Raw genomic sequence first — 16,665 nt, 5'->3', positions numbered from 1 at the left:
CGCATTAGCGTCTTTTTTTGTGCCTGTATTTTTTATCAATGTTATAATTTAGGCAGAATTATAAGCATTGGTGAGAAGATGGATAAACCAAATTTTGATGACATCGACCAAATACCTGTTGTGCACGTAAGTGTTCAAAGTACAGGTGATGAAACTCTTATAAAATATGAATCAAATGATGAAGAGCTTTTAAATGAAGTTGTAAGTCAGATTGATAAGAAAGTTTTCATTGTTGGTGACCCTTTGTGTCCTCGATAAAAGCAAAATACATAGCCACCTTCGGGTGGCTTTTTAATGCATTCCAGCCTCTTGGTTGAAAAAAAATCAAGCATACGCTACATTAATTTTGAGTTTGTAGTTTAAGGAGCAATAGCTCTGGTTTGGAAAAAACGTCAGGTTCTGGATAGTGTTTCTGAAATACGTGTAAATCCTATCCGCCTGAAAAAGCGAGTTCGATCCTCGTCAAACTTAGCCCACTTCGGTGGGTTTTTTAATGCCTGAAATTTAACTTGAGACCCATCATGAATGATTTTTTTCTAGCAACGAATCGAAGCATTCCATTTGATGATATTGAAGTTCGTCAGATTCAGATAAAAGACTTTGATTTGTGGCTGGCACATGCAGAGCCAATAAAGAGCTTCATCAAAGACCAAAATCATTCAGATGAAATTTTAACAGAATTATTTAAGGCCCATGCAGCGCAAGTCATTTCAATGATTGTATGTGTTACCGATCTGGGCAGTGATGCGCTGATCAAACTGGCAGAAGATGAGCAGTATTTTAAAAACCTGCTGAAAGTGGTGCTGTTAATCAATCAAGCCTATTTCAAATACGAGAAGCCAAAGCGGTCTGTAAAACAGGCCACAGAATCCACCTGGTTTGATTCATTCCAGTTTTTGGTATCAATGGGCCACCAACACAGCGAAATCATGCAGATGACCTATGGCGCGTTTCAGGGCTACGTTAAGGCATCAAATAAGCTGTATAAACAGGGAATCTTCAATGCTGCTATTGCAGCGCGTGTGGCCCAGACGGATAAAAAGGGATTTGAATCATTTAAGAAAGAAATGGTTTCTGATTGATCGGGATTCACCCTAAAGTTATGATGTGGAAATAATAATTTAGGGGGGTTACTGTGAAAAAATTACTATTAGCCATGGCATTAATGGCCAGCTCATTCACTTTTGCTGTAGAAGTGAACTCTGTACGTGGTAGTACCAGCTATGTGAAACCTGGCTCTACATTGGGGCAAATGTTTGATGTATTGGGTGAACCTGAATCTTCTTATCATCACGTGATTCATGACCGTAAAGGTTGGCCGCATAAAGCTACTTCATATCGCTACACGGTGAATGGGCAGAAATACACAATTACAGTTGTAGACGGCCAGATCTATAAGATTGAGTGGGAGCGATAATAGTGGGTATTAAATACTGTAAATCTTGTAAAAAACCAATGAGACCGGCAGATACTCACTGTAAAACATGTGGGGCACACTATAAAAATAATCCATTAATTCTAGTGGCAATAATAGCGATTATAGGTGGTCTGGGGTATTTTTTATGGGACACATTTGCAATCAAGAATGTTGATGATAATAAGGAGATAGTACAGACTATAGCCAATCCTGATAAAAATGATAAACCAAAAGAAACTAAATGGCAGTTAGAGCGTGAAATCGACAAAATGACAGATAAGGAAGGTCTTTATTTGTCTAACAAGGCGATTAATGCTGAAACAGGATTGCAAACAGACGCTGGTTTAACAATAGGTTGTTCATATTACGGTGGATTAAGTGCAGTTTTTGTCGCAGATACCCCTATCAAAATTCGAGATTTCACCAAAGATGGTGCCACTGGCAATTATGAAATTAGATTTGATAACCAACCAATGTCAGACGGTACTTCAAACCTATCTTCATTAAATAAGGTTATTGTTTTGAGTGAAAATCATAGGGCGCAAATAGAAAATAGTTCCAGAATTCTGATTCGCATAACTACTGCTACTGATAATTATAAAACATATGAAATAGATTCAAGCAATAGTGGTGAGCAATTTTCGAAGATCAAGGACTTTTGCTTAACTCAGTCTAAACAAGATAAAACAATTTAGATTTATATTTTACCCAAACCCGCTTCGGCGGGTTTTTTATTGCCCGGAGAAAACCAGATGGCAGGGAATTTAGACTTTCGATTAAACCTGTTGGCTAATACCAGTGGTTTAGAGCAGGGCATGAATGGCGCTAAATTTGCTGTCAATGCACTTGTTGCTGCTATGGCTGCGGTTGGTGTTGGTGTGTCTGTAAAAGGGCTTGCAGATGCAGCAGATAGCTACACAAACCTGTCCGCTCGAATCAATATTGCCACTAAAGATGGCGGCAACTTTACATCTGCAATGGCTGGTGTCCATCAGGTAGCACTTGCCACGAATTCCAGTCTAGATGCTACAGCCGGATTATTTACGAAAGTGAATGATGTCGGTAAGCAGATGGGGCTGACGCAAGAGCAAAGTCTTGATCTGGTCAAAACCATCAATATGGCGATTCAGACCGGTGGTGGATCCGCACAGGCAAGTGAAGCCGCAATCACTCAGTTTACTCAGGCATTACAATCTGGCGTATTACGTGGTGATGAATTCAACTCCATCATGGAGCAAGCACCGGGCATTTCTAAAGCTTTAGCACAGTCATTGGGTGTGACCACTGGCGAACTGCGCAAGATGGCTGAGAATGGCGAACTATCTGCCGAGAAGGTCATCAAGGCACTACAAAGCCAATCCGCTGCAATTGAAGCCGATTATGCTAAGTTCCCAACCACCATCGGCAATGCCTTACAGCGTATCCAGACTCAATGGCAGATTCTGATTGGCACTATGGATCAGGCGAACGGGGCTTCGGCAACAGTAGCTCAATGGCTGGTTACTCTTGCTGACAACATGGATATTGTAACTGTCCTGCTTGACGATATTGGCGAAGGCTTTGTTTGGGTAGGTGATCAACTTAAGAAAATAGATACCGCAACCATTGAGGCGTTTAAAACAGCTCTTGAGTCAGCTTACGATACGCTAAAAATACTTGCTTCGTCTGTAGGCGCAGCTTTTGAAATTACAGCAGACGTATTAAATACAGCTCTTGGTGCTGTATTTGACTTTGGCAGCGGCGTAGATACTGCATCCGATAAAACCAATGGCCTCACAAAAGTCTTACAGGCGATTAATGTCGTAATTGGATTTGCTGGTGATGGATTTTCCGCAATCAGTATTGGTTTAAATCTTCTTGCTGGTGTTGTTTATGATGTTGCTGGAGCATTCACTTACTGGAAGTCAAAACTCCTATTTGGTGATGCGAAAGATCAAGCATTAAAAGAATATGAAGAACTTGCAGCTAAGGCTCAGGAGTACTACACAAAAGCTTCAAACGGTGCTATGGAATTTAAATCCAAAGGCATTGAAGCTGTAAATGATATTAGCAAAACTCAAAAAGAAAAAGATGCCGAATCAGTCGCATCATCTAAAGCCAAACTAGAAAGCTTGCTTGCTGATCAAAAAACCGAAGTTGATGGTAAAAAATCCAGTGAAGAAGATAAGGTTAAAGCAGTTCAGGATTATGCAGATGAAGCTGTTAAGGCCAACAATGGCGTTTTAGATAGCGCAGTTCAATTGGATTTACAGTCCAAAGGCTACATGGTCACTTTAGATAGTGCTGGCAAAGTCGTAGTGACCTCTATGGCGGCAGCCAAGCAAGCCACAGAGGAAAACGCTAAAGCAACCGAATTGGCACAAGAAAAAGCCAAGCAAGCTGAAACTGATTATCAGGAATTTATTAAATCTAGTGCTGCTGAAAGGATTCAACTCCAGAAGCAAATTGAACAAGCAAAAGTTACAGGTGATTTAACAGCCTTAAATTCCGCAAAGACCTCGTTGGCTGCTATTGATACGAGAGAAGCAGAGTTAAACGAAATCCGAAAACAGCGTAATGCTGAGGCGGTTAGCGGTGCTGTTGGTGTAAGTAAAGCTGCGGAGAGTGCCGCAAAAGGCGCTGCTGAAGCACTTGGTATTAATCTTGATGTTTCACTGAATAGGATATCAAAAAGTTTTAAAGAGGCTGGTGGTCAGGTCGTCACACTAAGTAATGACGTTAAAGGTCTTGGGGTTAGTGGAAAAGAAGCATCAAACCTGATTTACGAAGGCTGGGTAAAATGGCTTGAAAAAGCTAAATCTCCTGCTGAAATTGACATGGCCAAAGCAAAACTTCAGGAATTTGAGGACAAAGGCGTATTTTCAACCAAACAGGTTGAATTAGGCATGCAAGCTATTCAGCGAGCAACAGCAAAACTACCGGATGATTTGGATGAAGTTGGTGCTGCATTTGAACGTCTTGGCATTAAAACCAAAGAGCAACTTCGATTGTCAGCTCAAATGGCATTGGCTGATTTTGAAACAGTACGCCAGAGTGGCCAGGCTACTCAAGCGGATCTTCAAAAGGCTTATGAGAAGACAATTCAACTGGCCTATGCGTCAGGCGATGCTCAAAGTATTGCAGCCGCAAATGCCAAAGCCGCGTCACTCGGACTATCCGTTCAGGTAGATGAAACCGGGAAAGTCGCGGTTAAGTCAAATGATGATTGGGTTGAATCCAATCACCGCGTCCGTGATTCAGCGCGTGGGATTGGCGACGGTTATCGTCATGCTGGGCAGATTGCACGTGAAGAAGCCAAGTCATCTACCGAAGCTTGGGCTGATGCAGTCAACAAGGCCAAAGGTGATTTTAACAAGGAAATGAAGCGCCAAGGCGAAGCATTGAGCAAAGGAATCTATGATTACAGCTCATACAGCAAAAGTGATGTTTTATCCGAGCTGAAAAGCAAAGGTTACGATGACAAAGATGCTCAAAAGCTCGCTGGTGAAATCTGGTCTAAGGCTATGGCAGCGGATCGCAGCGCCAAAGAGCAGGGTTTAGGTAAAGAGAGCAGTGTCGCAATGAAAGCATTAATCAATGCTGAATTTGATCGGGCAGCCGCCAATGGCATTACTACCCAGCACGGAACCAACAAGATCAACGACCTGCTTCGCAATATCAATGTGGCTTCAACCGGTTCCTATGCACCATCCACCCCATCATCACCATCAACCAGCAATCTTCAGGGCGGTGGTAAAACAGTGAATTATCAGATTCAGTTTGATGGAAAAACACTGGACTTTTCCGGTACGGCCGAGCAGGAATCATTGATGAATCAACTGGTCAATCAACTTAAAGTACAGGCGAAATCAACATGAAACTCGTTCGCTTAGCAACATCCGAAACCGTCCCATTAGAGGACGGTTTTTTATGGCCTGATGAATTTTCATGGAAGGCTATTGAACAGAATCAGGCCTACACCATGGATGGCACCTTGATCATTCAGGAAGGCAAAAAGAAGTCGGGCCGACCAATTACCTTGCAACCGGCAGATCCACAAATGGGCTGGATTAAACTGCGTGAACTGCGAACTGTTCTGGAGTGGTCAAAACTGCAGGGAGAGAATTTCAAATTGCAGTTTGAGCAGCCGCATGACAGCCGTGAGTTCACTGTCAAATTTAACCACCAGGATGGGGCTTTGGAAGCCGCACCGGTGAAAGGAATTCCAGCGGTATCACTGGATGATTATTTTAATGTGACCTTGCGCTTTACGGAGTTGAACGATGGCGATTGAAACCAAGGATTTAGTGATCTACAAGTCTGAACGCTTGACCGATAACTCTGATGGCGGTGGTAAATATTCTGGCGTTGTAGTTCAGGATGGTATCAGCAATAACCTGTTCAATGACGTATCGGAAATGGATCGAACCATGGGTGATGTATCCATGCGCAAGGTGTTTCCAGCAGTGACCACTGAAGACACCGATTTATTAATGGGTGCAACAGTCTTTGTCTCTGAACTACCAGAAGATCCAAACGTATCGGCATTGCTTTTTAGCACCAAGAACTGGACTGATGAACGCCAGTCTGCCCAGAACCGGTTGGAAAACTATCTAGCCAAAGGCGGTCAGATCGCCGGAACACCACTAGATACCCACTGGAAAGGTATGTCATCACTACAGGTGGCTATGTTTCCGCAAGAAACTGAGTCGTCAGTAGGTGACACGATTGTCCTGATCAGTGATGAAGGTAAAGCTTTAGAGCGTGAACAGTATGTTCGCATCACAAAAGTTGAGACTCGCACTGCCATTATGGTAGTGGATGGCAAAAACGTGGAATACAAGATTGCTACTTACTCATTAAATAATGCACTGGAAATAGATTTTGTAGGCTTGTCTGCACGGCAGTGGTATGCAGGCAATCCATCAAAAACCATTATTCGGGATACGATTGTTGCTGATACCGGTCTGTATTACTCATCTACAGCACTGGCATCTGATGCAAACGTGGGTGAGTTCACAGTCAATGCTAAAAGTATCTTTGCACAGCTGATTCCATCTGCCCAGACCGAAACACCGATCATTGATGTGAACGCTGCAGGTGAAAGCGTGGTGCTGGTCGCGGGTAATGAAGGTACGATCACCGTCAATTATCCCGGCATGACTATTGGAGTGAGTCAGAACCTGTATATCGGTTCAGCAGTGATTCCATCCAGTGTGGCTTTCACATTACAAGGCCAGCAGATTACCGATCAAGGTGGGTTGCTTAAGAATACGCAAGGTACTCAGGTTGGCACGATTGATTATCAGCGCGGCTTAATCCAATGGACTGCAGCGGCGCCAGCCGGCACTGTAAGTTTGAATATCACGTTCAAGCCTGCAGCTGCACCGAATCAGTATTATCAAAGCCATGCCATTCCAGTGACTCAAAACAACCAAAGTACCAACTGGACCGGAGTATTGATTCCAATCCCTGCACCGGGTGCTTTGTCGATCTCGTATATGTCACAGGGCAAATTCTATGAACTTAAGGACGATGGATCAGGCCAGTTAAAGGCTGCCAGTCCATCTTTTGGTTCGGGCATGATCAATTACGAAACTGGCTCATGGCTATTAACCACTGGCGCATTACCAGATGTAGACACACCGATTCTGCTGAACTGGGGTACACCGATTGTCACTTTTGTGCGCTCGAATTTAACTGTTGAAAAAGCTGCGTTTGATTTTGATTTAGGACGACCAGGTGTGTTGCCGGGCATAACTATTAACTGGATGCTTGAAGGTGAAGAGAAAACGGCAACCTCTAATGCGCAGGGTAAGTTTACTGGTGATGCTACAGGTGAAATCAACTATGCCACCGGAGTTGGAAAGATCATCCCAAGCAAGCTACCCCAAAAAGGCACAGCTTTCTCCGTGATCTATAACTACGGGTCGTCAATTAATCAATCCAAACTAGATATTACCCCTGCAAATCAAAAGCTGACCTTTACCATTGGTACCGGACCAGCAATTCAGCCAAATAGTGTTGAGTTAAAAATTCCACTTCAAAGCAGTGAGGGGATTTCAGGGTCTGTAACCCTGACAGATGTACCGGTGAATGCCACCATGGGGAATTTAGTGAATAGCCGTGGTCAAGTGCAAGGCACCATTATCTATGCGACTGGCGCAGTTGAAGTCACACCAAAAAGTACAGCAAGCAGATTTGTGCAAACCTTTACACCTATGGCTACCTATGCGGCTGCCTAGCGAGGAAATATGTCTTTTTATTCTCCACAAACGTCAGACATTCAAGGTCAGCAGGTTGAATTAAAAGCCCTTAATGCTGTTGATATTCAAGTGAAATACCGTGATACCTCTGGCTCGAACTCAGCAACACATACGGTGACGGCAAACAAGCTCAAGCTGGATTTATCCTCTGGTTTTGATGAGCAGATTCTGACAGGCTCAGCCCGATTCAAAGTTGGTGCGGACACTTTTCTAGATCGCACTGGCTTGCTGTATCGCAATGTGAATCCAGCAAACAATTCAGGCATTCAATCCGGTGTCATTCAGTATGGTACCGGTATTGTTGAAATTGATTCCTGGACTCCGAATGCAGATAACACCATTAGTCTGGAATCCTTAACCACCACCACCGACCTGTTACCGGTTAACAAGATCAGCTTTAGAACCCCGATCATGCCGATCCGGCCACAATCCTTAACTGTGGTGGTGGGAACGCTTGAATATGGTCAACTGACACTGACCGCTGATGAAAATGGGGTGATCGAAACCAGCCGGGCGCATGGGCAGGTCAATTGGGAAAATGGGTTTGTCACGATTTACTTTTACACCAAAACCAAGATTACTGAAGCCAACCGGGCTGAGATTGAGGAACACGATTGGTATGACCCGCTGCTGGAATACCAGGAAGGAGTGGATACCTATATCAATGTTCCGGTCTGGGTAGATGCTTCATCAGTGCGCTATAACGCAGTGGCTTATACCTATATTCCTTTGGATTCTGAAATCTTAGGTCTGTCTGCCACCCGATTACCAATTGACGGTCGGGTGCCGATCTTCCGCGTCGGTGGCATCGGCATTGTTAGCTCAAGTAAGTCTCAAGAATTACCAAGTGCGATTGCAGGTACCACATATGACCTGAACGATCAGCGTATTTCATGGGCTGAACTTGAAGATGCTAACGGAACGAAAGTAGCTTTCGATTTATACACAGTTGATTATGATTATGGCCGTGTGACGTTGGGTGGTGATTTTGTACTGGGTAACCTGGTTGCACCGCTGACAGTGAAATATCGCTATCAGGACATGGGCTTGATCCGGGATGTACAGATCAATGGTCAGCTGACTTTTACCAAGCCTTTAACCCATAACTATGATGCAGTAGATACTATTGTCGGATCTGCTTTAGTCATTGGTGATATGCAGGCGCGTTACACCCGAAAGTTTGTGCAAGGTTCGTGGAGTAATGCTTGGGCAGATGAACCAAGCTCAAGCATTTTGGCGAACTACAATGATTCGCTCTATCCACTTCAGGTCACCAACAAAGGTGCGATTCAGGAACGCTGGGCATTAATCTTTACCGATGCACAATCATTTCGTTGTATTGGTGAATACTCTGGCCAGATTGGTACCGGTACCACCAATGCAGACTATGCACCGATCAACCCGGTCACTGGTGTTCCGTACTTCACGATTAAAAAAGAAGGCTGGGGTGCGGGCTGGGCTAACGGTAATGTCTTGCGATTCAATACCGTGGCTGCAAACTTTCCGGTCTGGGTGATTCGTACCGTGAAGCAATCAGAACCTACAGTAGTTTCAGACCAGTTCCAGATCATGCTCCGTGGTGACATTGACCGTGTTGTTTAAAATCTAAATCAAATATGACCGCTATATGCGGTCTTTTTTATGAGTATTAAAAATGGTCGCAAGTACAGATATTAAATTTTATGTGCATACCAATAGCAATGCACCACAACTACAAAATGCTTATGGCTCGATGATTAATGTGCTGGATGCTTGTCTGATAAATGGTATCAATATTGGCACAGTGTCATCCCTTACGGCATCAGGCACAACAGTCACTGCATTATTTAGCTCTGCCCATAATTTGATGCAATATCAAGTGATTAAAATCACAGGTGCCAATCAACCTGAATTTAATGGTGAGCATCGCGTTTTAACTATACCGAATGCACAAAGTATCACGTTTGAACTTGCGGCAGCGCCAAGTACAGCTACTGCAACAGGTACAATCACAGCATCATTACCCCCCTTGGGCTGGGAAAAGCCATTTAGTAGTACAAGCGCAACAGGTGGAAAAGGAGCGTATCGATCCAAAAATTTACTTTTACCAAGCCGACCATTTTTACGCGTTGTAGATGAGCTTGATCCTGCATATACAGCAACGTATGCTAAATATGCCAAGGTCGGTATTGTTGAAGATATGGCTGATATTGATACGCTGCTCGGTGTGCAAGCTCCCTATGATTCAGCGGCACCAGATAAAAATTGGGTTGGCTCAGGATCTGGCACATCCGCTTATAATGGCTGGGCGAAATGGTATTATGCAAAAAGCGGGTTAAGTACAGGAGCGGATGCGGCATCAGCAACAGTGACATCTGGTGACAGACCGTGGATCATTGTCGGTAATTCAGATTACTTCTACATCTTAAATGGTGTTAGTCCTAGCGATACAAACCTTATTCCCTATGGGTTTGGTAGTTTTATATCCTTCCTTAATACCGATAATGCGAATTGCTTTTTGAGCGCATCGCTTGAGTATGTACCGGCATCATCTGGCGCATGGCCAGCATCAAATCTAACAACAACATCAACAAACAAATTAGTATTACAAAGAAACTATGCTGGAGCAGCATCAGTATCGAATGCAGGAACTGCGTCTATAAATCCAACAATGCAGCAGGTATCTTCTGGGAACAGTGATTATGTTTCGAATGTTGCAACTTCTGGATATGTGTGTTTTGCGGATGTATACATAAAAGAAGGTGCGGTTTTAAGAGGGGCGATTCCTAATTTACACTGGGTATTTCAAAATAAACCATTAAATAGAAATCAGCTTTTTGAAAAAGGTGGAAATTTATATATTGCCCTATATGTGGCAATAGAGTACCAGCAAGGTCAGATCATTCTTAAGATTGGTGAGCTTTAATGATTTCAACAAATATACAGTGTTTAAAAAATTATGATGTTTCATCATCGCAAACCTTTGGTAATGGGTTGTTAATACGTGGAACGGTTAAAAAAATAGGAGCATCTATACCATGTCGGGTCAGGCTATATGAAAAGCTATCGGGGAAAATGGTTGATGAGGTTTCAACAGATCAGGATGGTGGCTATAAATTTAACCACCTGGTTGCAACGAAGTTTTTCATAGTTGCACACGATCCAGTTAGTCAATATAACGCAGTCATTCAAGATAATGTGGTGCCAAAATGAATAAAACATCTATCAAAGCCCGGCTTGCCATGATTCAAGCCTTTGCCAATTTTATGGATAACGGTAGCCAAAGTGCTACCGTTATTTTTTATGAGGGTGTGCAGCCAGCCAGTCCTGCTATCGCAGCAGATTCAAATAATGCTTTGGTGACATTGGTATTTCCTGAGCCGTGTATTAAAGAAGTCACAGCCACTTATGTAGAGCTTCATCCAACGGATACAGCGACCGTGATCAAGTCAGGCACAGCAACATGGGCGCGTATTTATAACGGTGCAGGTGAAGTGGCAGCGGATCTAACTGTGGGTACTGACATTAGCTTAGCTAATACCAATTTAGTTGTGGGCGGCACGCTGTTTATCCAGTCCATCAAATTAAGACCTTAAATTAAAAGGGTGCTCATGTGGATTTTAAAAATAAGCTCGGCACCGTTGATGCGCACAACCTAAACTTAAATTTTAAGCCCGATAATACCGACAGCCACAACATCATTCTTAATTTTGAACATCTGGCCGATGGCGCGACTAATCTCAATTTTGGTGATGATGTTTCGGCTGTAATTGATACGGTACTTGATACTAAGTTTTCACTTGAAGTCACAGCAGTCTATGCAGATAGTGGTGCAAACACTGCAGTTATAGACACGGTACTTGATATTGAGTTCAGCTTTGATGTTGTCGCAGTCTTTAAAGAGAACACCGATGTCATTGGGCATATTGATACAGTCTTAGACACCAGTTTTAGTTTTGAAATCGAAGCGGTATTTAGTGAAAACCTGTGCACGATTGATACGGTTTTAGATACTGGGTTTTCATTCGAAGTTAAAGCACTATTCGATATCAATCATCTAGTGGGCGTGTCTTATGGCTTTGATATGCGATATAAGAAAGCCATCGCAGCCTTGAGCACCACAGAAATACCATGGGCCAAGCCTATAGTAAGAGTCTCAAATGAGGCTCTTTTTTATGACCAGGGTTTGGTGATTTCCAATCAGAAAAATATTCAATATGAGCAAGCAGGGTCATTGAATCGCGCGGTTAGATCGATACATGAGCAAGCAACCGGTTTAAGTTCAGATGCATATGTGATTTGGGAAGAGGGTGATAAACGCTTTATTCATCAGCGATATGTGCACGAAGAAACCGTCAAGCTGCGTCATAACCGAGAAACAGTCTGGCAGGAGATGATCCGCCGGCGCAAGACTTTTACTTATTCGCATGAAGTGGCTCAGGTCTTTGAGCATCGCTTTTCATTTGAGTGGGATAAAAGCCTGGAGATTGTTACCAAGTCGAATTTTCCTTGGGATCAAGCTAAAGCGATCCATTATCGCAAGCATCCGGTTTTACCTTGGCCAAAGCCCGAAATACCTAAATACGAAGGTACTGGCGATCTAAACTTTGTATGCCTGTGCCATGACGTTGATTCACACAATGTTGTTTTAAATTTTGGTGCAGATGACTGTATTCCAGCACTGCCGAACAGAAACTGGTGGTATATCGTGAATACATTAACAGCCGAACGATTGGATACCGGCGAGAAAATCAAAGTCATGGATGGCACCTATAGCACCAGTCGGTCGCAATGGTGCTGGACCTATTCCATTACCGTGGCTCATACGGAAAAAGGCAAGCTGCAACCAATCAATGGTCAGCCTGTTATCCTTAAAGTTACGATCAATGGATTTGAGCATCATATCTTGCTTGAAGATCCAGAGGAAACTCGGCGCTTTGCCAATGTGCTTTACACTTACCCGGGGCGAAGTGTTACTGCTTTGAACTCGGGTAAATATGCAGCTTCACGTTCATTTATTCAAGACAATGAACGAACCTCTGTACAACTCGTTCAAGCTGAATTGGATCGAGCAAATAGCGGCACCAACTTAGACTGGAAACTGATTGATGAATTGGGCTGGATCGTACCGACTGAGAGTCTGAGTTATGCAGAACTTGCACCCATCGATGCAATCAAGCAGGTGGTTGATGCAGGTGGCGGCTTTATCTATAGCCAGAAAGCGGGCAACACGCTGACTATCTTACCCCGGTACCAGAAAGGCTACTGGGATACGATGACAGTTGAGGATTACGATATTCTGTTATCTGAGAGCCTGGTAATGCAGCAAAACATTAAGAAGAACGATGAATACATTGCTGACTTCAATGCCATCACCGTAGTGAATAGCCGCAGTGGTGAAAGCCTAAAAGTACAGCAACGAGGAACATCAGGTGATGTGCCGCTTGAAACGGTCACTGGCCCATTATTTAATGTGGTATCGGGTGCCAGTTACGGCAAAAATGAGTTAGTCAAAGCCAATATTCAGGAACTGCATACTTTCTCGGATATTCCGGTAAGCCAAGAAATTGGTGAGATGCTACCAGGTAAGTCCATTGCTTTTAACGGCCAGTGGTGGGGTGTGATTGATTCGGTATCAGGTAGCTTTTCGCATGAGAAGGTTAATGAAACCATTACTGTGGAGCGTATCAGCCGTGACTAATCCTCTATTTGAACTGCGAAAGCTTTTAAATCCAACCCATGCTGAATACATCGGTACCATCACTTCGGTGAAGCATCCAGAGTATCGGGTACAGATCGATGGTGGATCCGGTCCAGTATTATGCACATCCGGCACAGCTTATAACTTGGGTGCCAGGGTGTTTGTATCCAATCAAGTTATTTTGCGACCTGCGCCAAGTGGGTCACATTCAGAAATAGAAGTCTAAACTTAACCAAACAACAGCACCTTTTTTAGGTGCTTTTTTATTACCAAAATTTAGGGGGCACAATGTCCAATGACTATTCATCTGATCCACCAGTAGCAACAGCAGGGCAGCTTCTTGCCATCTCAGACAAGATTAACGATCTTGGAAAAAGTATGGATAAGTTGGCTGAAATGCCCCAAAAACTTGACCGCATGAATATGCAGTTAGAGCAGCTCAATAAAGAGCATCAGCAGACTCGGAATGACTTAACTCAGACTCGTGACAATCTGCAAGATGATCTGGATCGAGCTAAGTCAAACTTCAAAAGCGAGATCAAGCAAGTCCGAAATGAGATTGATCCGAAGTTCAAAGAAATGGATATGCAGATCAGGGTGCTACATGAGAGTAAAACCAAGATTGATAACACCACAAGTCTTGTACGCTTTGGTGGTATTTTTTTAGCTGGCCTATTTGTTGTTGCTTGGAATACGCAGACGAGCAAAACAGACACGGTAAATACTCAAACCATGACCAACAGCCAGTCCATCCAAGTTCTTGAAAAACAATCCGACCAACTTTTAAGAACGGTTGAAGAAATCCGCAACAAACTTTATGAACGAAATATGAGAGAGGAAAAATGAAATTAATCCCTGAAAATGTCTGGAAATATTTATCTGTAAAGCTCCCAATTATCGGAGCTTTTTTATTGGGGGTGCTTCCTGTTTTAATTCAAGAGGGCATTAATACACAGCTCATCCCTACTGAATACCATGCTCTATTGCTTTCAATTGTATTACCTGCATTGGCATACATTGGCCGTAAGATTGCACAGCCTAAAATTAAGGGTGGCTCATGAATATCAAGAAGCTACAAAAGGCAGTAGGTGTGCATGACGATGGTATCATCGGGCGTGGCACCCTGACTGCGGTATTTAAAAAACTAGGTGCCAGTCAGTCGCGAGCTGAAGAACTCGGTCTTGCTGCCAATGTTCATCTACGAACCTTTGGCATCCTGGATAACTCGCTTCGCTTTATTCACTTCCTTGCACAACTTGCACATGAGTCGGGCAACTTCCGATACATGGAAGAAATCGCGTCAGGTGCAGCTTATGAAGGTCGAAAGGATTTAGGCAATACACAGCCAGGGGATGGCAAGCGATTTAAAGGCCGTGGCCCAATTCAATTGACTGGACGTGCCAATTATCGCAAGTATAGCCAGCAGCTCGGCATCGACTTTGAAAACAATCCTGAAGTTGTGGCAATTCCAAGTATCGGCTTAATGGTTGCCTGCAAGTTTTGGTCTGATAATGGCTTGAATGCTTTAGCTGACAAGGATGATGTGCTGACTATTACTCGCCGGATCAATGGCGGCACCAATGGTCTTGCGGATCGTAAGGCGCACTTATTAAAATTAAGAGCACTTGTTTGATAAAATAGATAAATGCCCTCAACTGAGGGCTTTGTTTTTTACTTTAATAAATAATTCCTCAATCCCCACCCAGACTCCTTCCTAAAAATCTCCCCATTCTTATCGTGTGCTCTATGTAAAAGTAGGTCCATGTTTTCATTATTATCCTCTAAGCCCATTTCTTAATCGTTGTGCAACCTCGGTAGCAGTTGGATTGTAGTAGGTATTCACCAGAATATTAATATCCGTATGTCCGGTAATCTTGGCTAGATCGGCAGGGTTTTGAATAATCTGGGCCATGCGAGTAGTGGCTTCATGCCGCAAGTCATGGAATCTTAAATCCTGAATATCGCACTTATCCCGATATCGCCTAAATAAAGAGGATAGGGAATCCGAATCAATACTCAAAACGCGAGGACTATTTACACCTTGCATGTGGCGCAGCAATTCTTCAGCACGTTCTGATAGTGGAATATTTCTAGTTAGGCCGTTTTTAGTGTCTGGTAGGTGCACATACATTTTATCAATATGAACATTCTTCCAGGTCATTGCTGTGATTTCACCAAGTCGCATTGCAGTCTCAAGTGCAAACAACATTGCCCATGCCACTTCCTGACCTTTAGTTTTAATCGGCTCACCTTCAACATAAGAGCAGGCATTTAAAATAGCTTCAATCTCATGATCTGCTGCACGTCTATTTCGCGGTGGCGGCAACTTCGGTCTTGATACCGTAGTGAGGGGAGAGGCGTGCAGCCAGCCCAATTCACGGATACAACAATGCAGTACAGCACTAAGCAATTCCATTTCTCTTGAAACAGTTGTCGCAGTCACATCCTTGATTCTGGCATCACGGTATTTCACAAAATCAAATGACTTGAGATCTGTAAGGTTTTTTGACACTAACTGCTCATTATCACGAATCAACTTTCTTAAGCGTAGAGTTTCCCAGCGTGCACCTTTCTTTTTAGGTGTGACATTCTTAAGATAATACTCAATAGCTTCTTGATAGGTGTGTTTAGGCAAATCACCTTTTGACGCCTTGGCCGCATCCTTGAGTTCAATAATTTTACGAGCTGCCCACTCTAATGCTTCTTTTTCTGTATCATGGGTAGAGGTGTGGCGCTTGTTTTGATGATTGACGCAAATACGCCAACTATCACCGCGCTGAATAGCCTTTGGTATCTTCATAATGTCGTGGTGCAGATTTGGTGCAAATTAGATGTTTGGATGATGTATTAAATCACATTACAATACATTCTAATACAACATTAATTTATTAAAAATCAATAGTTAAAAGAAAAACCCTTACAGAATAAGGGTTTCAATTTAATGGCGATATGCTCTCTATCCCCACCATCATATTAAAGCAAGGCGAGTGCCTTGCTTTTTTATTGCCTGAAATTTAGTAAAGCTGTTGTTATTTATGCTGTGTTGTATTCTGCATTCCATGCACAACTTCAAAAATAATTTATGAATAAGAGTTTCAGTATTCTGAATGCCCATGCTGATCAAGATTAGAAGGTCATTTGAGTTTTAATTTGAAATATTGGAATTGAATCGAAATGACTAAAAACAACGAATCGACAGTCATATCCTAAAATGAATCAAATTTTCGGCATATATTTTATAAAAAACGCAGATTCAAATCTCAAGTGCGACACATTTGTAGTTAGTTGAAAAAGTTAGGTGTATTCGTAGAATCATTGGACTT

17 protein-coding genes are annotated in these 16,665 nt (G+C 43.0%); 16 read left to right on the top strand and 1 reads right to left on the bottom strand.

Annotated features, from left to right (window positions below; translation table 11 throughout):
- The first annotated feature begins 78 nt into the window (after positions 1-78).
- The 16 genes from PV763_RS12085 (at position 79) to PV763_RS12010 (ending at position 14,975) form a co-directional block, all read left to right on the top strand.
- Complete coding sequence (locus tag PV763_RS12085) at positions 79-258, top strand: hypothetical protein (protein WP_420937916.1); 180 nt, start codon at positions 79-81, stop codon at positions 256-258.
- Positions 259-521: 263 nt separating this feature from the next.
- Positions 522-1,082, top strand: a complete 561-nt coding sequence (locus PV763_RS12080) for a hypothetical protein (protein ID WP_420937915.1) — start codon at positions 522-524, stop codon at positions 1,080-1,082.
- Between the two features lie 53 nt (positions 1,083-1,135).
- The gene (locus PV763_RS12075; RefSeq protein ID WP_420937914.1) at positions 1,136-1,417 is read left to right on the top strand and encodes a hypothetical protein; all 282 of its coding nucleotides are present in this window, start codon (positions 1,136-1,138) and stop codon (positions 1,415-1,417) included.
- Positions 1,418-1,419: 2 nt separating this feature from the next.
- A complete protein-coding gene (locus PV763_RS12070; protein WP_420937913.1) occupies positions 1,420-2,112 on the top strand; it encodes a hypothetical protein in 693 nt (230 codons plus the stop codon).
- 39 nt (positions 2,113-2,151) lie between these two features.
- The gene (locus tag PV763_RS12065; protein WP_420937912.1) at positions 2,152-5,274 is read left to right on the top strand and encodes a tape measure protein; all 3,123 of its coding nucleotides are present in this window, start codon (positions 2,152-2,154) and stop codon (positions 5,272-5,274) included.
- Positions 5,271-5,690 carry a hypothetical protein gene (locus PV763_RS12060; RefSeq protein WP_420937911.1) on the top strand — a complete coding sequence of 140 codons (420 nt, stop codon included), beginning with the start codon at positions 5,271-5,273 and terminating at the stop codon, positions 5,688-5,690. Before PV763_RS12065 ends, PV763_RS12060 begins: the two co-directional genes overlap by 4 nt.
- Positions 5,680-7,641: a hypothetical protein gene (locus tag PV763_RS12055; RefSeq protein ID WP_420937910.1), complete on the top strand. Its 1,962-nt coding sequence runs from the start codon at positions 5,680-5,682 to the stop codon at positions 7,639-7,641. Before PV763_RS12060 ends, PV763_RS12055 begins: the two co-directional genes overlap by 11 nt.
- A gap of 9 nt (positions 7,642-7,650) precedes the next feature.
- Positions 7,651-9,264 (top strand): hypothetical protein, encoded by a 1,614-nt coding sequence (locus PV763_RS12050; RefSeq protein WP_420937909.1) that lies wholly within the window; start codon positions 7,651-7,653, stop codon positions 9,262-9,264.
- A 52-nt stretch (positions 9,265-9,316) separates the two neighbouring features.
- Positions 9,317-10,567 carry a hypothetical protein gene (locus PV763_RS12045; protein WP_420937908.1) on the top strand — a complete coding sequence of 417 codons (1,251 nt, stop codon included), beginning with the start codon at positions 9,317-9,319 and terminating at the stop codon, positions 10,565-10,567.
- A complete protein-coding gene (locus PV763_RS12040; protein ID WP_174894539.1) occupies positions 10,567-10,854 on the top strand; it encodes a carboxypeptidase regulatory-like domain-containing protein in 288 nt (95 codons plus the stop codon). The genes PV763_RS12045 and PV763_RS12040 overlap by 1 nt, the downstream gene beginning before the upstream one ends.
- On the top strand, positions 10,851-11,237 hold the full coding sequence (locus PV763_RS12035; RefSeq protein ID WP_420937907.1) for a hypothetical protein: 387 nt from the start codon (positions 10,851-10,853) through the stop codon (positions 11,235-11,237). Before PV763_RS12040 ends, PV763_RS12035 begins: the two co-directional genes overlap by 4 nt.
- 17 nt (positions 11,238-11,254) lie before the next feature.
- Positions 11,255-13,342: a hypothetical protein gene (locus PV763_RS12030; RefSeq protein WP_420937906.1), complete on the top strand. Its 2,088-nt coding sequence runs from the start codon at positions 11,255-11,257 to the stop codon at positions 13,340-13,342.
- Complete coding sequence (locus PV763_RS12025; protein ID WP_373686000.1) at positions 13,335-13,568, top strand: hypothetical protein; 234 nt, start codon at positions 13,335-13,337, stop codon at positions 13,566-13,568. The genes PV763_RS12030 and PV763_RS12025 overlap by 8 nt, the downstream gene beginning before the upstream one ends.
- Before the next feature lie 62 nt (positions 13,569-13,630).
- Positions 13,631-14,188, top strand: a complete 558-nt coding sequence (locus PV763_RS12020) for a hypothetical protein (protein WP_420937905.1) — start codon at positions 13,631-13,633, stop codon at positions 14,186-14,188.
- Positions 14,185-14,403: a hypothetical protein gene (locus PV763_RS12015; RefSeq protein ID WP_420937904.1), complete on the top strand. Its 219-nt coding sequence runs from the start codon at positions 14,185-14,187 to the stop codon at positions 14,401-14,403. The genes PV763_RS12020 and PV763_RS12015 overlap by 4 nt, the downstream gene beginning before the upstream one ends.
- Positions 14,400-14,975, top strand: coding sequence for a glycoside hydrolase family 19 protein (locus PV763_RS12010; RefSeq protein ID WP_420937903.1), 576 nt, complete (start codon positions 14,400-14,402; stop codon positions 14,973-14,975). Before PV763_RS12015 ends, PV763_RS12010 begins: the two co-directional genes overlap by 4 nt.
- Positions 14,976-15,116: 141 nt before the next feature.
- Here PV763_RS12010 and PV763_RS12005 read toward each other — a convergent pair whose 3' ends face one another.
- Positions 15,117-16,142, bottom strand: coding sequence for a site-specific integrase (locus PV763_RS12005; RefSeq protein ID WP_420937902.1), 1,026 nt, complete (start codon positions 16,140-16,142; stop codon positions 15,117-15,119).
- Positions 16,143-16,665 lie beyond the last annotated feature (523 nt).

Source organism: Acinetobacter sp. AS5 (assembly GCF_048957595.1).
GTDB lineage: Bacteria > Pseudomonadota > Gammaproteobacteria > Pseudomonadales > Moraxellaceae > Acinetobacter.
The sequence above is the reverse complement of the archived record's forward strand: the minus strand, read 5'-3'. Positions and strand labels throughout refer to the sequence as shown.